Source organism: Haloarcula vallismortis ATCC 29715, from assembly GCF_000337775.1.
In the GTDB taxonomy this organism is placed as follows: Archaea; Halobacteriota; Halobacteria; order Halobacteriales; family Haloarculaceae; genus Haloarcula; species Haloarcula vallismortis.
Genome location: NZ_AOLQ01000025.1, coordinates 1 through 18,609, shown reverse-complemented (window position 1 = coordinate 18,609; position 18,609 = coordinate 1). Strand labels below are relative to the sequence as shown.

At 59.0% G+C, this 18,609-nt stretch carries 13 protein-coding genes; 6 read left to right on the top strand and 7 right to left on the bottom strand.

Features of this window, described 5'->3' with window-relative positions; translation table 11 throughout:
• Positions 1-75: 75 nt before the first annotated feature.
• Positions 76-855, top strand: a complete 780-nt coding sequence (gene dph5 / locus C437_RS06640; RefSeq protein ID WP_004516144.1) for a diphthine synthase — start codon at positions 76-78, stop codon at positions 853-855.
• A 12-nt stretch (positions 856-867) separates the two neighbouring features.
• On the opposite strand, the gene artA is transcribed toward dph5, so the two are convergent.
• The 6 genes from artA to C437_RS06610 all read right to left on the bottom strand — a co-directional run bounded on the left by artA (position 868) and on the right by C437_RS06610 (position 11,015).
• Positions 868-1,869: an archaeosortase A gene (gene artA, locus C437_RS06635; protein ID WP_004516143.1), complete on the bottom strand. Its 1,002-nt coding sequence runs from the start codon at positions 1,867-1,869 to the stop codon at positions 868-870.
• A gap of 146 nt (positions 1,870-2,015) precedes the next feature.
• Positions 2,016-4,727 carry a DUF7282 domain-containing protein gene (locus C437_RS06630; protein WP_004516142.1) on the bottom strand — a complete coding sequence of 904 codons (2,712 nt, stop codon included), beginning with the start codon at positions 4,725-4,727 and terminating at the stop codon, positions 2,016-2,018.
• A 689-nt stretch (positions 4,728-5,416) separates the two neighbouring features.
• Positions 5,417-8,095 (bottom strand): DUF7282 domain-containing protein, encoded by a 2,679-nt coding sequence (locus tag C437_RS06625; protein WP_004516141.1) that lies wholly within the window; start codon positions 8,093-8,095, stop codon positions 5,417-5,419.
• Positions 8,096-8,525: 430 nt separating this feature from the next.
• On the bottom strand, positions 8,526-9,278 hold the full coding sequence (locus tag C437_RS06620) for a VOC family protein (protein WP_004516140.1): 753 nt from the start codon (positions 9,276-9,278) through the stop codon (positions 8,526-8,528).
• A 72-nt stretch (positions 9,279-9,350) separates the two neighbouring features.
• Positions 9,351-9,791, bottom strand: coding sequence for a TIGR04206 family protein (locus C437_RS06615; protein WP_049919658.1), 441 nt, complete (start codon positions 9,789-9,791; stop codon positions 9,351-9,353).
• 114 nt (positions 9,792-9,905) lie between these two features.
• Entirely contained in the window at positions 9,906-11,015 is a 1,110-nt protein-coding gene (locus tag C437_RS06610) for an OBG GTPase family GTP-binding protein (protein ID WP_004516138.1), read from the bottom strand.
• Between the two features lie 158 nt (positions 11,016-11,173).
• On the opposite strand from C437_RS06610, the gene C437_RS06605 reads away from it, so the two are divergent.
• From C437_RS06605 to rpl12p, 5 genes are all read left to right on the top strand, one after another.
• A complete protein-coding gene (locus tag C437_RS06605; protein WP_004516137.1) occupies positions 11,174-11,374 on the top strand; it encodes a VNG_1110C family protein in 201 nt (66 codons plus the stop codon).
• Positions 11,375-11,506: 132 nt separating this feature from the next.
• A complete protein-coding gene (locus C437_RS06600; protein ID WP_004516136.1) occupies positions 11,507-11,995 on the top strand; it encodes a 50S ribosomal protein L11 in 489 nt (162 codons plus the stop codon).
• A gap of 238 nt (positions 11,996-12,233) precedes the next feature.
• Positions 12,234-12,872, top strand: a complete 639-nt coding sequence (locus C437_RS06595) for a 50S ribosomal protein L1 (protein WP_004516135.1) — start codon at positions 12,234-12,236, stop codon at positions 12,870-12,872.
• A 1-nt stretch (position 12,873) separates the two neighbouring features.
• Positions 12,874-13,920: a 50S ribosomal protein L10 gene (locus tag C437_RS06590; protein WP_004516134.1), complete on the top strand. Its 1,047-nt coding sequence runs from the start codon at positions 12,874-12,876 to the stop codon at positions 13,918-13,920.
• A gap of 17 nt (positions 13,921-13,937) precedes the next feature.
• Positions 13,938-14,285, top strand: coding sequence for a 50S ribosomal protein P1 (rpl12p, locus tag C437_RS06585; protein WP_004516133.1), 348 nt, complete (start codon positions 13,938-13,940; stop codon positions 14,283-14,285).
• Positions 14,286-14,456: 171 nt separating this feature from the next.
• On the opposite strand, the gene C437_RS06580 is transcribed toward rpl12p, so the two are convergent.
• Positions 14,457-18,281, bottom strand: a complete 3,825-nt coding sequence (locus C437_RS06580) for a DUF7289 family protein (RefSeq protein WP_004516132.1) — start codon at positions 18,279-18,281, stop codon at positions 14,457-14,459.
• Positions 18,282-18,609 lie beyond the last annotated feature (328 nt).

Genomic DNA, 18,609 nt, shown 5'->3' with positions numbered 1-18,609 from the left:
ACTGCCCCTCCCAGACCGCGGGCGGTAAGCCTGACGCTTCGCGCCCTTTATCCCCGACGGCGACCCACTCCAGATATGCTCACATTCGTCGGGCTGGGCCTCTACGACGAGCGCTCGGTCACGGTCGCCGGCCGCGACGCTATCCAGGACGCCGACCGCGTGTTCGCCGAGTTCTACACGAGCCGGCTGGTCGGCACCGACCTCGAAACCTTGGAAGCTTCGCTAGGGACGACTATCGAGGTCCGGGATCGGGCCGGAATCGAACAGAACCCGGAACCGATTCTCGCGGCCGCCGAGAGCGAAGACGTCGTCTTCTGTACCGCCGGCGATACGATGGTGTCGACGACACACACTGATCTCCGACTCCGCGCCGAAGACCGCGGTATCCAGACCCGAATCGTCCATGGAACGACCGCCCAGACTGCTGCTGGCTCGCTGACCGGCCTGCAGAACTACCGCTTTGGGAAGGCCACGACGCTCCCGTTCGAGGACGCCCACGGCGGTGACGGCGTTCCGGACAGCGTTGTGGCGACAATCGAGGACAATCGAGCCCGGGACCTACATACGCTCGTCTATCTCGACATCAAGGTCGACGACCCCCACTGGGACGAGAGCGACGACACGTACATGACTGCAAGCCACGCCGCCGAACTACTGTCGAAGCCGTTCCCGGACACGCTTGGCGTCGTCGTCGCCAGAGCCGGTAGCCCGGACCCACTAGTGGTCGCTGATACGCTCGATGACCTCGCAGAGCAGACGTTTGGCGAGCCGCTCCATCTACTCGTGATTCCCGGGTCGCTTCACCCGCTCGAAGCGGACGTGTTAGAGTCGACTGCAGGAGCCGACCTAGAATAGCGCCGTCCCAGTTCAGTCGTCGCCGGGCGTTGGGCTACCGGGCTCAGTCTGGTCTTTTTCGAACGCTGTTCCGAGGTCGTACTCCGTGCCAGTCACCAGAAACAGGAGGTCCTCGACGATGACGGTGAGTTCCGGCAGCTCCCGCATCAGCACCCACGTAAGCCCAACAAGGACGATGACGGAGCCGAACTGTGCCAGCATCCGGTCGACGATGTAGTAAGACACCAGCTGTGCGTCGCTGAGACCGAACAGCGCCATGACCGTCTCCGGGAAAAACTGCGCCTTCTGGAGACCAAAGGCCAGTGCGATGCCGAGATTCCGAAGCAGATTCAGTACGTAAATGATGCCGACAGCCACGGCCAGCACGCGGAGCTTCCGCCGCCACGGTGCCTTGACTGCCAGTATGCCGCCAGCGAAGATGGAGATGCTGCCGATACCTGTACAGGCCAGAATGATAGTGTACGTTATCGGTCGCTCGTTCCCGTCGAACCAGAACGTGTTCTCGTAGGGGTACTGCTTCGACGTGATCTCGATACCGTTGTGCGAGAGTCCGTCGACCACCATCGGGTCGTATCCGATGACGGTCATGAGGAAGGCGACCTGGTCGGTGACGACCTCGATGATAGCCTGCCGCAGCGGCCCGATGGTGAGGAACGGCACATAGATGACGCCCATGATGCCGATAGCGCGGGTCAACACCAGTAGCGACTCCCGGCCGTTCCAGAGCAGATAGGCGGTGTACAGCGACAGCGGGACGGCGACAACGCTTCCCAGCCCCTCGACGACGCTCTTCTGTATCAGGATGAAATGCGGCGCCAAGACTAGCCAGTACGCCGCGAACACGACCCAGCCGACCGTCCCGACGGGGCGGGCCAGCCGCTCGTCGTACTGGGCGACGGCCACACTTCCCAGAAACGCCACGAGAACGAGCCACATCAGCGGCTCCGAAACCGTGACCGGGTCGAACGACAGTCCAGCGATGTCGACGCCCGCTTGCAGGACTGTCTCACTCATTGCTCGTACGTTAGCCAAACCGGCCTATATGTTTTGTCGTTGCGCTACTGTGCGGTGTCGTCGTCAGACCGACTAGCGGTAGCGCTGCCGCTACCGGCGTAGCGCGCGAAAGAAAGAACGGTGTTCAGAGACCAGAACTGCTCTGGTTAGTTGTCGCGTCGGACGGCGAGGAGCGCAGCGGCGACCAGCGCGATGAGCGCGATGGCTGCCGTGAAGCCGGGACCTTCCTCTGCGGTGGTGGTCTCGGGCTCAGGCTCCTCGGTGGTCGACATTTCGGTTTCCGTTTCGGTTTCAGTTTCCGTTTCGGTTTCCGTTTCGGTTTCCGTCTCGGTTGCTGTCGGCTCTTCCTCGGCGGTGACGGTCACGTTCGCGCTGTCCGTCACAGGACCGTTAGCGGTGTACGGATCGTCAGCGCCAGGGAAGTCGTACGCTTCGTTGCCGTTGGTGTCGAGGTGCGGCATCGCAACCGCGGTGAAGTCCTCGTCCATCGGCTCGTCGAGCGTGATCGTGATGTCCTCGTGGCTGCCTGCCTCGAGGTACTCGGAGTTACCGACGACATCGCCGGATGCGTTACCGGCGTGGATTGCGATGAAGCCACCGGCGGACAGCTGTGCGCTGTCGACGACGACTTCGCTCCCGTCGGATTCCTGATCACTGATGCTCACAGTGCCGACTGCACCTTCAACGATTGTGCCGTCGATCTCGTCACCGACGTCACTCCCGTCGACACGGGACTGTGCCGTGAAGTTCGTTCCGGCGCTCCGGTCGCTGAGGTCAGCCGTCGCGGTGAACGTACCGTTCGACGTGACGGCTGTCTCCGGCTGGAGCAGGAACGGACTGCTACTCGATTGGCTGCGGAGACGGACAGTCAGTTCGGTGCTGGGTGCGACGTTCGTCGTCCCGGAGAACTGCTGACCAGCCTCGGCCTGAACGGTAACGTCATCGCCATCGTTCAGTGTCGCATCGGCGTCAACGAACTGAACGCTGTCGTTGACGACTTCGCTGTCGTCGTCGTCGTCGACAAGGTCACTGTTCTTGTCGTGGACAGTGAAGTTCGCCGCGTACTCGTCTTCGTCCTCAAGGGAGAGGGCATCCTCGAGAGCTGCGCCGTCGATAGCGACGAAGTGCGTGTCGTTAGCTTCGTCGTAGATGACATCGTAGTCAGAGCCCTGCGTAAGCGCGCCGATGTCAGTACCGCTGCCATCGGTGTTTGCGCCGGGATCAGCATCCTCGAGTTCGTGCTGGAACACCGCGTCAGTGCGCGAGTCGGAGTCATCGAACTCAGGGCCGGAATCGCCACCGTAGGAACTCGTGTCGATGTCACCGTCTTTGGTGAACACACCTTCGAGACCGGATGCCTCGACTTGGACGATGATGTCGTCGTTGACATCGTCGATCGCCGCTTCGTCGGTCTGCGTGATGTTACCAGCCTCGATCAGATCGTAGACCGGTGCGGTTTCATCAGCGTCGAGATCGCTGATGTCATCGTTGTACGTGCCACTGGGAGCACGCCAAACCTGAACGTTCTCGGTGGACCGCTCTCCGAGTGAGAGGGTTCCGATATCGTCTTCGTCGGTAATGTTAGTGAACTCCCCGCCTTTTGCGCCATCGGGTAGTTTGTTCGAATCGGTAATGCGGTTGTCATCAAGAACGAACCCGTTGACGACGTACATATCGTAGTCCGTCGCCTCAAGGATGTCTGAGCCAGTGTCCTTCTCGGTAGTGTCAGTGAAGGAGCCGTACTGTTCAACTCCCTCGACGGTGGTGTCGTCGTCACCAGCGACTAGGACACCGCTGTCGGAAGTGCCCGCGCGGTAGCTGTTGAACTTGACGTGGGCTACGCCGTCTTCATCGTCGTCAGTCACCTTCGCAACGGCTGCGTAGTTATCGTCTTCCACGTCACCGACCTGCACGGTCGCTTCGTCGGTGTTGTCGAGCTGGATGGTGATGTTTGCCACGTCACCGCGTTCCTCGTTGACGACGCCGTCTCCGAAGGACGCTTCGTCGTCACCGGTGTCGACAACCTCGATGGTGTCCGAGTCCGAGGCGTCAGTGTCGGTCACGTTGGTTTCAATCGTGTAGTTACCTTCGTCGATGTCCGTGAAGTCCAGCGTGTATTCGCCTTCCGCGCCGATGATCTGGATCTTCTCGGTGTCTGCGAAGAATTCCTCTTCGGCCGCCTCGCGGTCATCGTCGTTGATGCCAACAAGTTGGTTCGAATCATCTGATGTACTGATAACCTTGTAGTCGGGGTTATCAGGTTGATCCGTCGCCCGAGTGAAGATGTCTGCGAGTTCGTCTCGGTCTAGGTTCTCGGATGAGATGTTGACCGCGTACCCGTTCCGGACATCTGAATCGATCTCGAAGTCGGCCTCAGCCGAGTCGCCCTCCGTGCCGACAGAATCATCGTCGAAGTCGGCGGAGAGGTCCTGCTGAACGACCTCGAACGTCTCTCCCTCTGTAAGGCCATTGTTAGGATCGACTGAGCCTTCCTTGTTGTTCTCAGTGCTCAGGTCGACGACCTCACCGGAGTTACCGTTCTGGATGACGAAATCGCCTTCACTGAGGCGACCGTCGAGGTCGAACGAGACAACGCCGCTGTCGTCAGGGCTGACCGTCCGGCGAAGTGCGCCGACTCGATCATCGTCACCGCTCTTGTCGACGGTCCGAACTTCATAATCAGCACTGGGGTTGTTTGCGCTAAACTGTACTTCTTGGCCGCTGTAGAACGTCCCAGCGTCCAATTCAGATGGAGCAGCAGCAGCACTGCCCGCGAAGCCGGTTGTCATGGCGAACACCGAGAACACCATGATCGCGGCCAGGAACAGGCTGCGTAGTTTTTCGTTTGTATCTGTCATGTTTGTGTTTGCTATCGGGCGACCCCAGCAGCTTTCCGCGTGGTCGGAACGTAACCACCGAGGCCACGCATAGACCGAACCGGCGTACTCACTTCTGGCGTCATGGGTAGGGGTATCGGTACATTGCCCGAAGTGCGGTAAATGCTTTGTGGAATAAAGCTGGTAAGTATACTACAAGTAATGGTAATTCAATAATGCTTTTGCACATACATTTGCCTTTGACATGGTATTCAATCTACCTGTCAGATAATCGAATGGCAGAACTCCGGTTGAGCTACCCGCCTGATTCAACTGCAGTTCACCTCACTGCTTGCTGGGAAAGAGAGCTCAGATGTTGCTGTGACCTGCGAGAGCTAAGAGATCACGAACGTGAATCAGGACCGGCTATCAGTGATTGCTACGCAGGTAATACTGGAATTAGAACAGACTGTCAGAGGGCAGCGCACTTATATTGTCAGCGCAAGGCACGCCCCAGACCAGCGTATCTCGCTTGGACTCTCTTTCGAATAGTGGGCCGGTGTTTGACTCTCTCCAGTCACGACTGACGGTCGGCAAGTAGCAGTGGGAAAGCGAACAACAGAACCTCTGGTCAGGAAACCAAGCCGCGAGTCGGTGACAGTGTACAGACTGTCGGCACTGCACCCGTGCGCGCGAAAGAAAATAGTGTTCAGGGACCGGAGTTGTTCCGGTTAGTTGTCGCGTCGGACGGCGAGGAGCGCAGCGGCGACCAGCGCGATGAGGGCGATGGCTGCCGTGAAGCCGGGACCGGTCTCTTCCGTGGTCTCGGTTTCAGTGTCTATCGGCGTGTCCTCAGGCGTGTCCGTCGGCGTGTCCTCAGGCGTGTCCGTCGGCGTGTCCTCAGGCGTGTCCGTCGGCGTGTCCTCAGGCGTGTCCTCGGCAATGACGGTCACGTTCGCGTCGTCCGTCACAGCACCGTCTGCGCCGGTGTACGGACCGTCAGCGTCCGGGAAGTCGTACTCCTCGTTGCCGTTGGTGTCGAGGTGCGGCATCGCGATAGCCGTGAAGTTCTCGTCCATCGGCTCGTCGAGCGTGATCGTGATGTCCTCGTGGCTGCCTGCCTCGAGGTACTCGGAGCTACCGATGACGCTCCCCTCGACTTCTCCCTCAAGCAGGGAGCTGTCGTGGATGACGATGAAGCCACCGGCGGACAACTGCGTGCTGTCGACCGTGACTTCGCTCCCATCGGACTCCTGATCACTGATACTCACAGTGGCCGTTTCGCCTTCGACAATCGTGCCGTCGATGTCGTCGCCGACGTCACTGCCGTCGACACGGCTCTGTGCCGTGAAGTTCGTCCCGGGGCTCCGCTCACTGAGGTCAGCTGTCGCGGTGAACGTACCGTTCGGCCCGACAGCTCCACTCGGTTGGAGCAGGAACGGACTGCTGCTCGATTGGCTGCGGAGGCGGACGGTTACTTCGGTGCTGGGTGCGACGTTCGTCGTGCCGCGGAACTCCTGACCAGCAGCAGCCTGAACGGTGATGTCATCGTCGTTGTTCAGCGTCGCATCGGCGTCAAGGAACTGAACGCTTTCGTTGACGACTTCGCTGTCGTCGTCGTCGTCGACGAGGTCACTGGTTTGGTCGAAGACAGTGAAGTTTGCCGCGTACTCGTCTTCGTCTTCAAGACCAAGACCATCTGTGTCAGCGAGATCCGCTCCGTCGATGGCGACGAAGTGCGTGTCGTTGGCCTCGTCGTAGATGACCGTGTAGTCATCACTGGCAACAGCGTCGCTGATGTCCGTAATATCGGTATCGGTGTTTGCGCCAGGGTCAGAATCTTCGAAGCCGGTTTGGAACACGTGCTCGTCGGATTCACCTGCGTTCTCTGGCCCGGAGGCATCACCGTACTCACTTGCACTTATGCTAAGGTCACCGCTACCGTCGGTAAACGCACCTTCGAGACCGGATGCCTCGACCTGGATGATGACGTCGTCGTTGACATCGTCAATTGCCACTTCGCCGGTCTGTGTGATGTTACCGGACTCGATCAGGTCGTAGACTGGTGCGGTTTCGTCAGCATCAAGATCGCTGATATCATCACCGTACGTGCCACTTGGGGCACGCCACACCTGGATGTTCTCAGTAGAGCGCTCGCCGAGTGAGAGCGTTCCGACATCGTCCTCATTTTCAACCTCTTGGTACGGAGTCTCCGAACTGTTGTCAGCGACGCCAACGTGACCATTGACAACCTTCATATCGTAGTCCGTCGCTTCGAGAATGTCTTGGCCGACGCCATCGCCGCCGAAGCTGCCATAGTTGTGCTGTTCGACCTCATCGATGGTCGTTTCGTCGTCACCAGGAACGAGGACATCGCTAGCATCGCCGTCACCAGCTCGGTAGCTGTTGAACTTGACGTGTGCGACGCCGTCGTCGTTGTCGTCAGTCACTTCGGCGATGGCGAAGTAGTTATCATCATCCTTGTCACCGACCTGCACGGTCGCTTCGTCGGTGTTGTCGAGCTGGATGGTGATGTTTGCCACGTCACCACGTTCCTCAGAGACGACGCCCTGCTCGAAGGACGCTTCATCGTCACCGGTGTCGACAACCTCGATGTTGTCCGAGTCCGAAGCGTCGGTGTCGGTCACGTTGGTTTCAATCGTGTAGTTACCTTCGTCGATGTCCGAGAAGTTCAGCGTGTAATCGCCTTCTGCATCGCCGACAATCTGGATCTTCTCGGTGTCTGCGAAGAACTCATCTTCACTGTTGACATCAACGAGATCACCATCGCCAGATTCGGTGATCACCGTTGCATCATCAGGTACGTCGATATTTTCGTTGTTTTTGAAGATATCGGCGAGTTCGTCTCGGTCAAGTCCCTCCGCAGAGACGTTGACCGCGTAGTTGTTCCGGACATCGGACTCGATCTCGAAGTCGACATCAGCCGAGTCGCCCTCTGTTCCGACGGAATCATCGTCGAAGTCGGCGGTGAGGTCCTGCTGGATGACCTCGAACGTCTCAGAGGCTGTAAGGCCATTATTACCGACTGGTGATTCAGACCCGTCACTCAGGTCGACAACATCACCGGTGTTACTGTTCTGGATGACGAAATCGCCTTCGGTGAGGCGCTCGTCAAGATCGAACACGAGATCTCCGTCATCGTTCGGTGAGAGCGTCCGGCGAAGCGCACCGACCCGATCATCGTCTCCGCTCTTGTCGACGGTCCGAACTTGATAGGTTGCGTCAGGGTTGTTTACGCTAAACTGTACTTCTTGGCCGCTGTAGAACGTCCCAGCGTCCAAATTAGCTGCAGCAGCACTTCCTGCAAAGCCGGTTGTCATGGCGAACACCGAGAACACCATGATCGCGGCCAGGAACAGGCTGCGTAGTTTGTCGTTTGTATCTGTCATAGTTTGTGTTTGCTATCGGGCGACCCCAGCAGTTTTCCACCTGGTCGGAACGCAGTCACCGCGACCACGCATAGACCGAACCGGCGTACTCACTTCTGGCGTCATGGGTAGGGGTACAGTCTAAACGATAGGTGTCTGTTGTAAATGTTTTGTGGTAAGAATATTCCATCGACATGAGCAGTAAGGGCTAACCGGTGACGCCAGTGGCGATTAGATGTGGTATAAGATGCTTGTAGGTATAGAACAGGATCGTCATTCGGGTGTCTGACGCCCCAGATTTGCATATCGGAGATGGCTCCGCTGGCCTGAAGCGCCTAAAGCTTCACAGATGCTAACTGCTGGCTCAGGAACGACTCCGCAGGACGCTCGTCTCCTGACAGCGACCGCGTGAGAATAGTTTCGCGCAGACGGCCACTGCCGGCCAGTAGCGTCAGCTGGTTACAATTTCGATTTCGCGGCCGTCGGGGTCTTTGGTGAACGCGTAACGGTCGTCACAGCTCTCTGGGTCACGGTAGTCCTCAGCGTGACGGCCCATCAGCGTCTCCCACGCACTGTGGAGGTCGTCGGTTCGGACTGCAAGATGGCCCCAGGCGTCGCCGAGTTCGTAGGACCGACCGTCGTAGTTGTAGGTGAGTTCAACCGACATTGCCTCCTCGGGGGCGTCCTCGGGCTTGAGGAAATACAGCGCGAAGTCGTCGAACTCCTCGCGGCGGAACAGGTCGTAGTCGAGCTTCCGGGTGTACCAGCCGATAGCCTGTTCGGCATCCTCGACGCGGATCATGGTGTGGTCGAGCGACCACTTCGCCCCGTGGTCTCGCTCGACGATTTCGATCTCGTGGCCGTCGGGGTCTGTGACAAAGGCATAGGAGCCGCCACAGGAGTCCGGGTCGCGGTAGTCCTCGACGCCGGCGTCCATCAGCTCCTCGTAGGCGTCGTATACGTCGTCACAGCGGACAGCGATGTGTCCCCACGCGTCGCCCATCGTGTACGAGCGCCCGTCGTGGTTGTACGTGAGTTCGAGCAGGGCACCTTCGTCGTGGGCGTCTTCCGGACCGAGGAAGACATTGGTGAAGGTGTCGGCCTCCCAGCGGCCCTTCTCCTCGTAATCGAAATACGTCTGGTACCAGTCCAGCGACGCGTCCAGATCTTCGACGCGCATCATCGTATGATCGAGTGACCACATACACGGCACATGGTGCGAGCAAGCGAAAAGGCTACCGCCACAGGTGCTTCCGTCCGGCTTCGATACCGCAGGTCACCGCGTCGCTGTATCGCTCCGAATGGCCGGCAGGTAGTACCACCAGACCACAGCAAGTAGTACGATGGAGCCGACCGGGACAGCCGCGTAGTTGAGTCGCCTGTTAAATCCCAGGAACACGGGAAGTTGAGTCAGGCCCGCACCTGCGAGAGCGAGGGCGGTAATCCGGACGTCCTCACGCCAGACGACACCCGTAACAGCGCTGATTAGGGCAAGCGCATACAGCAGGACGCCCGATCCCCATGACTCGATAAACTGAGGGAGCGCGTCGGTAAACCGAACGAAGTAGCTGTAGACCGAGAGTAGCTCTGGCGGATTCGTGTTGAACAGGCCAAAGGAGAAGACGAGCGTCAGCTCTGCCCCGATCAGCACCACTGTCCAAGGGATGAGACCAGCAACAACGACAGCGAGAAGACGACGTCGGGGACTGTGGTCCATACGTGGTGGCAGGACCCTAGACCCATGAACGCATCTACTTCTAATTCGCTTGAACCTCACGCACGCGAGCGCGTCCGAAGAAAAGTACTACTATCGATTGGCGACGATTTACTGCTATCGATTGGCGACGATTCGAAGGACATCCTCGTCCGCGAGTTCGTGGTCACGGCCGACCTGCTGTTCGTCGTGCTTGGCGCTCGGGCCGGTTACGCGGGCGAAGCGGAACCGTTCGTCGAAGCTCCCACCGAGCTTCTCGCAGGCGTCGTCGACGCTGTCGCCCTCGCGGAGTATCAGTGGTTCCTCGCGGTCGACACCGCGGCCCGGTTTGTCCATATAAATCCGGATCAAGCCGAGTTCCTCCCAGATGCGTTCAGTGAGGCTGTCGAGCCCTTTCTCCTCCTCAGCGCTGATGAAGATGGCTTCGTCGGGGTCGATGTCCCGCTCTCTGAGTTCGTCTTCTACCTTCGGGAGGTAGTCGGGTTCGATGAGGTCAGCCTTGTTGACGGCGACGAGGGACGGGAGGTAGACGCGATTGTCCATCACGCCGTCGATGAGCTGATCGATGTCGATCTGCTCGCCGATGGTCACGTCGGCGTTGACGTAGCCGTGCTCGCGCAGGACGGCCTTGACTGTCTCGTCGTCGAGTTCGACGCCGGTGGCCGTATTGACCGAAATCCCGTCCTTGCCCTTCTTTCGGACGTTGACCCACGGTGGGTCCTGGTCGAGGCGTATCTTGTTCTTGTACAACTCCTCACTAAGTCGGTCGTACTGGTCGATCTCGAAGACGGAGATGAGGAAGACGATGAGGTCAGCGGTCCGGACGACGGAGAGGACTTCCTTTCCGCCGCCGCGGCCGCCGGCCGCGCCTTCGATGAGGCCGGGAACGTCGAGTATCTGGATGTTCGCCCCCTTGTATTTGAGCATCCCCGGGTACACGTCGAGCGTCGTGAACTCGTAGGCACCGGTCTCGGACTCGGCGTTGGTCAGTGCGTTCAGCAGCGTCGACTTCCCGACGCTGGGGAACCCGACGAGTGCGACGGTCGCGTCACCGTGTTTCTCGACGCCGTAGCCACCGCCGCCGCCCGAAGAGGCCTGCTGTTCGAGCTTCTCTTTTTTCTCCGCGAGCTTGGACTTCAGCCGACCGATATGGGCCTCTGTAGACTTGTTGTAGGGAGTGCTGGCGATTTCCTCTTCGAGTTCCTGAATCTCCTCTTCGAGCCCCATTAAGTGTATGTCGGCCCCTCACACCGAATAAGGCTTTCCTCCCTCGTCGACGCCGCCCCAACGGCACACGTCAGGGAGTCGTCCTGCCGTTCAGAATCGTCAGCCGGCCCTCATGTAATTCGACACACCTATAGGGTATCCTCCGTCATGTGTCGATAATGGGAGCGGCGAGTCGGTTCCGCGACAGCACGCAGATACTGCTGCCAGTCGGTGCGCTCGACGGAATTCGCGAGGAGTTGGAACAGCAGTTCACTGTGAGCGTTCATCAGGACGGTGAACAGGTTCGGATAATCGGCTCCCCGGTCGAAATTAAAGACGCAAGCGATTATCTCGCACGGCACGGCGTGACGTTCGCCTGAGCCGACGGGGACCATATTTTTGTTGTGCTGGTCACTCTGTCGATAGAACAGTGTGCCTTCGAGCGTGTGGGGGCCTCACGCAGCGATCCGTGAAACGCAATCCTTTAAACCGCCGCGAGGATTCCACTATGTATGGCTGGAACTATCGAAGTCCTCGTTCCCGGTGGGGAGGCCAACCCTGGCCCGCCACTCGGCCCGGAACTCGGCCCGACACCGGTGGACGTGCAGGCAGTCGTACAGGACATCAACGACCAGACGGCAGCGTTCGACGGCACCGAAGTCCCCGTCACCGTCGAGTACGACGACGACGGCTCCTTCGAGATCGAAGTCGGTGTCCCGCCGACAGCCGAACTCATCAAGGACGAGGCCGGCTTCGAGACCGGCAGCGGCGAACCACAGGAAGACTTCGTCGCTGACCTCTCCGTCGACCAGGTCAAGCAGATCGCCGAACAGAAGCAGACCGACCTGCTCTCATACGACCTGAAGAACGCCGCGAAGGAGGTCGTCGGAACGTGTACCTCTCTCGGCGTCACCATCGAAGGCGAAAACCCACGCGAGTTCAAAGAGCGCATCGACGCGGGCGAGTACGACGACGTGTTCGCGGCTGAAGCAGAAGCGTAAGTCAGGCCGCTGTGCGACTGGCGTGTGTTTTCCCTTGCTTTCGACGCTGCTGAGCCACTGCACTGTCGGCGCGACCCCGATTGACGACCGGACCCTGAGAACCGGAAACACGCCCGTCAGCGGTCCTTGGGCTGGTTCGACGGGTTTAAGTGTCGCATTGGCGTCTACCCGCACGAGACAGGCATCCGCCTGTTTCACTGACCCGTAGAAGCCGATTGGCGTACTACGGAGGTGAACAATGGCAGATCAGGAAATAGAGAACGCAGTCTCGCGCGCACTCGAGGACGCACCTGAGCGGAATTTCCGCGAAACGGTCGACCTCGCTGTGAACCTGCGCGACTTAGATCTTAACGACCCGTCGAACCGCGTCGACGAGTCCGTCGTGCTTCCTGCTGGCACCGGTCAGGAGACCACTATTGTGGTCTTCGCCGAGGGCGAAACCGCCCTTCGTGCCGAGGAAGTCGCAGACGACGTACTCGACGAGGACGAACTCGAGGAACTGGGTGGCGACGACGATGCCGCCAAGGACCTCGCCGATGACACTGACTTCTTCATTGCAGAGAAGGACCTGATGCAGGACATCGGTCGCTACCTCGGGACCGTCCTCGGTCCGCGTGGGAAGATGCCGGAACCGCTCGACCCCGACGACGACGTCGTCGAGGTCATCGAACGTATGAAAAACACCGTGCAGCTCCGCAGCGGGGAACGGCGAACGTTCCACACGCGGGTCGGCGCGGAGGACATGTCCGCCGAGGATATCGCGGACAACATCGACGTCATCCTCCGCCGTCTGCACGCGGACCTCGAGAAGGGCCCGCTCAACATCGACACCGTCTACGTGAAGACGACGATGGGGCCTGCACAGGAGGTGGCCTGAGATGAGCGCCGAATCCGAACGCAAGACCGAAACCATCCCCGAGTGGAAACAAGAAGAGGTCGACGCCATCGTAGCGATGATCGAGTCCTACGAGAGCGTCGGCGTCGTCAACATTGCCGGGATTCCGTCCCGACAACTGCAGGACATGCGACGTGATCTGCACGGGACCGCCGAACTCCGCGTCTCCCGGAACACGCTGCTTGAGCGTGCACTGGACGAAGTCGACGACGGACTCGAAGACCTCAACAGCTACGTCACCGGGCAGGTCGGGCTCATCGGAACCGACGACAACCCGTTCTCGCTGTTTCAGGAACTCGAGGCTTCCAAGACGCCCGCACCCATCGGTGCCGGCGAGATTGCCCCGAACGATATCGTGATTCCGGAAGGCGACACGGGCGTTGACCCCGGGCCGTTCGTTGGCGAACTCCAGAGCGTGGGTGCCGACGCACGCATTCAGGAAGGATCCATTCAGGTCCTTTCTGACTCGACGGTGCTCGATACTGGCGAGGAAGTCTCTCAGGAACTCGCGAACGTCCTGAACGAACTCGGCATCGAACCGAAAGAGGTCGGTCTCGACCTTCGTGCCGTCTTCGCCGACGGCGTGCTGTTCGAACCCGAGGAACTGGAACTCGATGTCGACGAGTACCGGAGCGACATCCAGGCGGCTGCCGGCCGAGCGTTCAATCTCTCGGTCAACGCCGACTACCCGACCGCGACGACGGCCCCGACGATGCTCCAGTCCGCTCGTGGCAACGCCAAGAGCCTCGCGCTCCAGGCCGCCATCGAGGACCCCGAGGTCGTGCCTGACCTCGTGAGCAAGGCCGACGCACAGGTCCGTGCGCTCGCCTCGCAGATCGACGACGAGGAGGCGCTCCCTGAGGAGCTTCAGGGCGTCGAGGCCGCCGCTACTGAGGAACCGACTGACGACCAAGACGAGGACACCGCATCCGAGGACGACGGCGACGCCGACGACGCGGCCGAGGAGGCCGACGACGGCGACGATGACGACGACGAGGACGCCGGCGACGCGCTCGGAGCGATGTTCTAACAACTCACACTACAACAATGGAATACGTATACGCTGCACTCATCCTGAACGAATCGGGCGAAGAAATCAACGAAGACAACCTCACCGACGTGCTCGACGCCGCGGGCGTCGATGTCGAGGAGTCCCGCGTCAAGGCCCTCGTCGCTGCCCTCGAGGACGTTGACATCGAGGAGGCCGTCGACCAGGCCGCTGCGGCACCGGTGCCGGCAAGCGGTGGCTCGGCTGCACCCGCTGAGGGTGACGCTGACGAGGCCGACGAGGCCGACGAGGACGCCGAAGAAGAGGCTGCCGACGACGGCGGCGACGACGATGACGACGAGGACGACGAGGCAAGCGGCGAAGGCCTCGGCGAACTCTTCGGCTAATTCGGCGCAACACAGCTCAGTTTTTCTTTTGCTGCGGTCGACCGGTGAGAGCTATCGCTAGCTGCCGAACATCACACAAGTGGCTGTGTCGCCCTGCGTGTGTTGTGTTTCCCTGCGTGTGAAACGATGACTTCCGAACACCGACTGTAAAAACAGTGCCGCTCCGATCGCTTAACTGCCCAGCGTCACCGAATCGGAATCGACCGTTATCGGTGAGTCGTTCCCTGTCGCGCCGGTCTCATCGACGTTCTTGAGGTATATCTCACCTGTTGCGGTGTCTGCGACCCGTTCGCCGGTCGTCTCGTTGTACACCGTCACCTCGTAGGTGTAGTACCCGGGGTCGAGGTCCACGTCGTAGCCAGCCCACGCGGGGTACTCGTCGATGCCCCGCAGGTCGCCACTGCCGCCGGTGACCGTTTTGGTGCCCGTGAACTCGGTCGAGCCGTCGCTTTTGTTCTTGATTGTCAGCGTCACGTCGCGGTCGTCACCGACGGTACCCTCATTGTACACCTCAACGGTCATCCGCTGGGCACCGCCGCGGCGTTCAATGAGCGTCGAAGTGTCGTAGGTCTCTGCGCCGATATTTACTGACTGCGTGTCGTTGATGGCGAAGTTTGACTGTCCCACGAAGAACGACTGCTCTGGGGACGTGGAGTCCGATGTTTCGACGTAGTAGGTGTAGTTGCCACGACTGGTCGGTATATCAAGTGTAAATTGCCGCGTGTCTCCGGGAGCGAGTCCCGTTGACATCGTCTCCGAGTCGACGGTGGTGAACGACGGGCTGGGGTCGTCCGTGTTTTTCGCCCGAAGGACAACGGTGTCTGTTCCAGCCTGACCACCGACGTTGGTGATTTTAACGGTCGCTGTCGCGGTATCGTCGCTATCGACGACACGTTGCCCTCGGACCGAATCGACCTGCATGAACTGTTCGTCCAGCTCGCCAACGTAGATGTTTCCGCTCCCCTCCTGTTGTGTGCCGGTGATAGAGATTGTGTACGGATAGCTGTACCCGGATGCCCTCGAAGCGGTTGGAAGCGTGAATGTGACCTCTTCGGTCTCATTCGGCGCAAGTGTCACAGACTCCGTTTCTCTACTGCTGCCATCGAAACCTCTCTCCAAGGTGACTTCACCAGTTGAGTCTCCCACGTTCGTCACTTTGGCTGTCGCCGTAGCGTTAGTCGTCCTGTCGACACGAGCGGGTGCGTCGACGTCCTCAAGTTGGAACGCCGGTCCTCTGTTAACACTCTTTTCAATCGAATTTTGTTTAAACAGAACGATGGCATCGTTGTAGTCCGGATCGCCCGTATCTTTAGCGTCATCTGGATCAGCATTAGCGATTGAGAGCTCGTAAAAAAATGCCAGCTCGCCGTCAGCCAACTGGAGGGTGCCGTTTTCGTCGACTCGATTACCAAGCGCGTCGTCAACACCCCGCTGGTAATCTGCCGCCTGTTCAAACGCTGGAAGCGAGTCTCCGTCGCGACGAATTTCGAGGTTCCCACTGTTCTGTGTCGTGCTTACGGTGAGCCAATCGGTCCAGTCGGGTTTTGCACAGTATCTAGTCTCGTAGTCAGCCAGTATGATATTGGGATCCTGCCACGCACGAACATAGTGGTCTTCATAATAATGCCTCTCCCAATTCCACTCGCAGCCGTATGATCTGGCGAAGACGGAGATATCGGTCCCTGGCTCGAAAGAACCCGTGTAGCTGTACGGGTCCGTGTGGTTATCCGAAACTTGTCGTTGCTCGGCGTACGGGCCGTTGACATCGCCGTTCTCGTACTCCCGCCAGAGACCGACTGATTCACTGCTGGAGTCATTCTGGACGAACAGCGACATCGTTACTGGCCAATGCCTAATGCTCGTCTCGTCAGACCAAGGTTCGCTACCGAGGAATTCAAGATCGGACCCTTTCAGGACTACTGAGACATTGATAGCCTGCTTGATGGTTACTTTCGATCCGTTCACTTCGAAGGATGAAGCCGGTTGCACAATCAGCGTCAGATTACGTGACCGATTGGCCGTTGCAACCGTAACCGGATACTGGCCATATGTATCTGGTGCAGTGATGTCTCGGTTGAGTGTGGCTGACTCACCAGGATCCAACTGCGCTGTTTTGCTTGCTCTCTGCGAGCCATCTACGTCAATAGTTATATCCTGCTTGTCGGCTGTCCCGCCAGTGTTGGTTACGGTAAGCTTCAGTGCTGTCTGTTCACTAGTGTTCACAGGGTTGTCCACATCTGCAGTGGTAATTTCGAACAAGGGCGGTGGCGACGTACCGACGGCGAACGACCCTGACTGTGTATCATCCGGCGTATCAACGACATAGGTGTAGTGCTGTGGCGAATCGACTGTTATCGAGCTACTGGTGACTGAAGCGGTCCCCGACTCAGTTCCCCGACGAGTACCGTCAAGGTCGAGAGTCGTCGTTTCTGATGCCACGACGTTGCCCGATGTTGCGTTCTTTATACGGATTTCGACGGTTGCGGACTTCCGAATGTCCCCTGTATTTTCGATTGTCGCCTCAACAGTCGCCGTGTCACCACTCTCGACTCCCGCGGGGGGCGTAACCGACGTAATCTCGAACACGCCCGCGTCGCCGACGACGAAGTAGTGCCCATCGTCGCTGTACTGCGAGTACGAGTCGTCATCCGTCCTGACTTCGAGGTCGTAGGTGCCCTTCTCGTCAGTCGGCATCGACGGCCCGAAGTCGATAGTACGGCTCTCGCCCGGGTCAACTAGCACGGTCCGCGTCGCGTTTACAGAGCCGTTGACCCGGAACACGACGTCCTTGTCTGCGGTCATCTCCCCGGTGTTCGTGACCGTAACCGTCGACGAGGGGACCTGATTGAGCCGCGCCGTTGCCGGGACGGTGGTGCTGGTAATCTCAAGCGACGGAGATCCCGGAACAGTCGTGTATTCGATGACTTCGTACTCAGTGTCCTGGGTCGATTTCACAGTGAAATTGTGCGGCTTCGCGTCAGTGACATCTACCGACTGAGTCACCGTGGCCGATTCGTCGCCGACTAAGGTCACCGTCTCCGTTACCTCGCTGGGTGACCCCGACCGGTTATGCTTCAGCGTGATATCTTGCGTGTCTTTCAGTCCGCCGGTGTTGGTGACGCTGGCAGTGACAACTGCCTCACCGGGATTCGCCGTGTCTGGCTGGACCGAGACGTTGTCGACATCGAACTGCGGGTCGGACACGTCACCGAGTGCAAAACGGATACGGACTGTCTCGCCCGGCTCGGCCGAGGACGGCGACACATCGACGTACTTGTCGTCATATGTACTTGCTGCCCAGTCCGCCCACGCGCGGGCGTAACTACTGTTGTCGACAGTCAGCGTCGCGTTCGTGACCCGCGTCGGCAAGCACTCCTGGGTCGGCGAGGACACCGATCCACTACGAGCGTCCTCGTATGAGGCGTCGGTGTAGAGAGCCATCTGCAGGGCGGCCTCGTGTGACCGCCGGTTCGTCGCATTCGACCGTACCGAGAGTGAGTTTCCGTCGATACGCTGCCCGGAGATATTCGCGAACGACAGGGAGAGGGCTCCCTCATCGTAGTCAACTGCCGGCGGCGACGACATCGTCGCGCCCGATTCGGTCATCCGCCAGACGCCACCGCCCTGATAACCGACCTGCTGGCCGTTTTTTTGATATCGAATCGTCTGCAGTGACCGGTTTCCCGTCGAACAGGCCGACCGTCCGTTCAGCGTCAGATTGTACGTCGCGTTGTCGGCTACGGCCACGTCAGACCGCACACGATCCGGGATCTCGACCGACTCGTCGCCGTCCGACCGCTGGAAGCTCTGGTCGACGGACAGCATCACCTCTTCTGCGAGCTCGACATTCGCGTCGCCGTTGATATCTTCAATCGTCTGCTGGCCTACCTGAACGATCAGTATGGCACCAATGATGACTGCACTCGCCAACAACACCACACCCAGAACGTGTGATACACCCCGGTCTCCAGCCCCCCGGCTGCCCCACTCGAACATACTCAAACACATACCAACTATTGCACATAAGTGTACTGTTTCAATGTAAATTAATGATGGTTCTACCACAGACATCCGACCCTGAACAGCACATACTCAGTCTTAAATCAGCACAAAGTCCACTCTAAGCGGTCTTCTTCCAGTTATTTGCGACCGAAACGTGTGCAAAATAGTTTGATAAGCGGTCAGGATACTATGCGACTCTCTGTGGTATTTTTATTCATGATAGTCTGGCGCAATCTACGTTAAGAATCATACAAACAGTATTGGTGGATTGCTCAGTATCTACACCGAGAGGACCGACGAAACACGGACTGGAATTCGTTTA

Coding starts and splice junctions, on each gene's coding strand:
- dph5 (WP_004516144.1), top strand. CDS start 76: ATGCTCACATTCGTCGGGCTGGGCCTCTACGACGAGCGCTCGGTCACG.
- C437_RS06620 (WP_004516140.1), bottom strand. CDS start 9,278: ATGTGGTCACTCGATCATACGATGATGCGCGTCGAAGATCTGGACGCG.
- artA (WP_004516143.1), bottom strand. CDS start 1,869: ATGAGTGAGACAGTCCTGCAAGCGGGCGTCGACATCGCTGGACTGTCG.
- C437_RS06605 (WP_004516137.1), top strand. CDS start 11,174: ATGGGAGCGGCGAGTCGGTTCCGCGACAGCACGCAGATACTGCTGCCA.
- C437_RS06630 (WP_004516142.1), bottom strand. CDS start 4,727: ATGACAGATACAAACGAAAAACTACGCAGCCTGTTCCTGGCCGCGATC.
- C437_RS06590 (WP_004516134.1), top strand. CDS start 12,874: ATGAGCGCCGAATCCGAACGCAAGACCGAAACCATCCCCGAGTGGAAA.
- rpl12p (WP_004516133.1), top strand. CDS start 13,938: ATGGAATACGTATACGCTGCACTCATCCTGAACGAATCGGGCGAAGAA.
- C437_RS06610 (WP_004516138.1), bottom strand. CDS start 11,015: ATGGGGCTCGAAGAGGAGATTCAGGAACTCGAAGAGGAAATCGCCAGC.
- C437_RS06600 (WP_004516136.1), top strand. CDS start 11,507: ATGGCTGGAACTATCGAAGTCCTCGTTCCCGGTGGGGAGGCCAACCCT.
- C437_RS06580 (WP_004516132.1), bottom strand. CDS start 18,281: ATGTTCGAGTGGGGCAGCCGGGGGGCTGGAGACCGGGGTGTATCACAC.
- C437_RS06615 (WP_049919658.1), bottom strand. CDS start 9,791: ATGGACCACAGTCCCCGACGTCGTCTTCTCGCTGTCGTTGTTGCTGGT.
- C437_RS06595 (WP_004516135.1), top strand. CDS start 12,234: ATGGCAGATCAGGAAATAGAGAACGCAGTCTCGCGCGCACTCGAGGAC.
- C437_RS06625 (WP_004516141.1), bottom strand. CDS start 8,095: ATGACAGATACAAACGACAAACTACGCAGCCTGTTCCTGGCCGCGATC.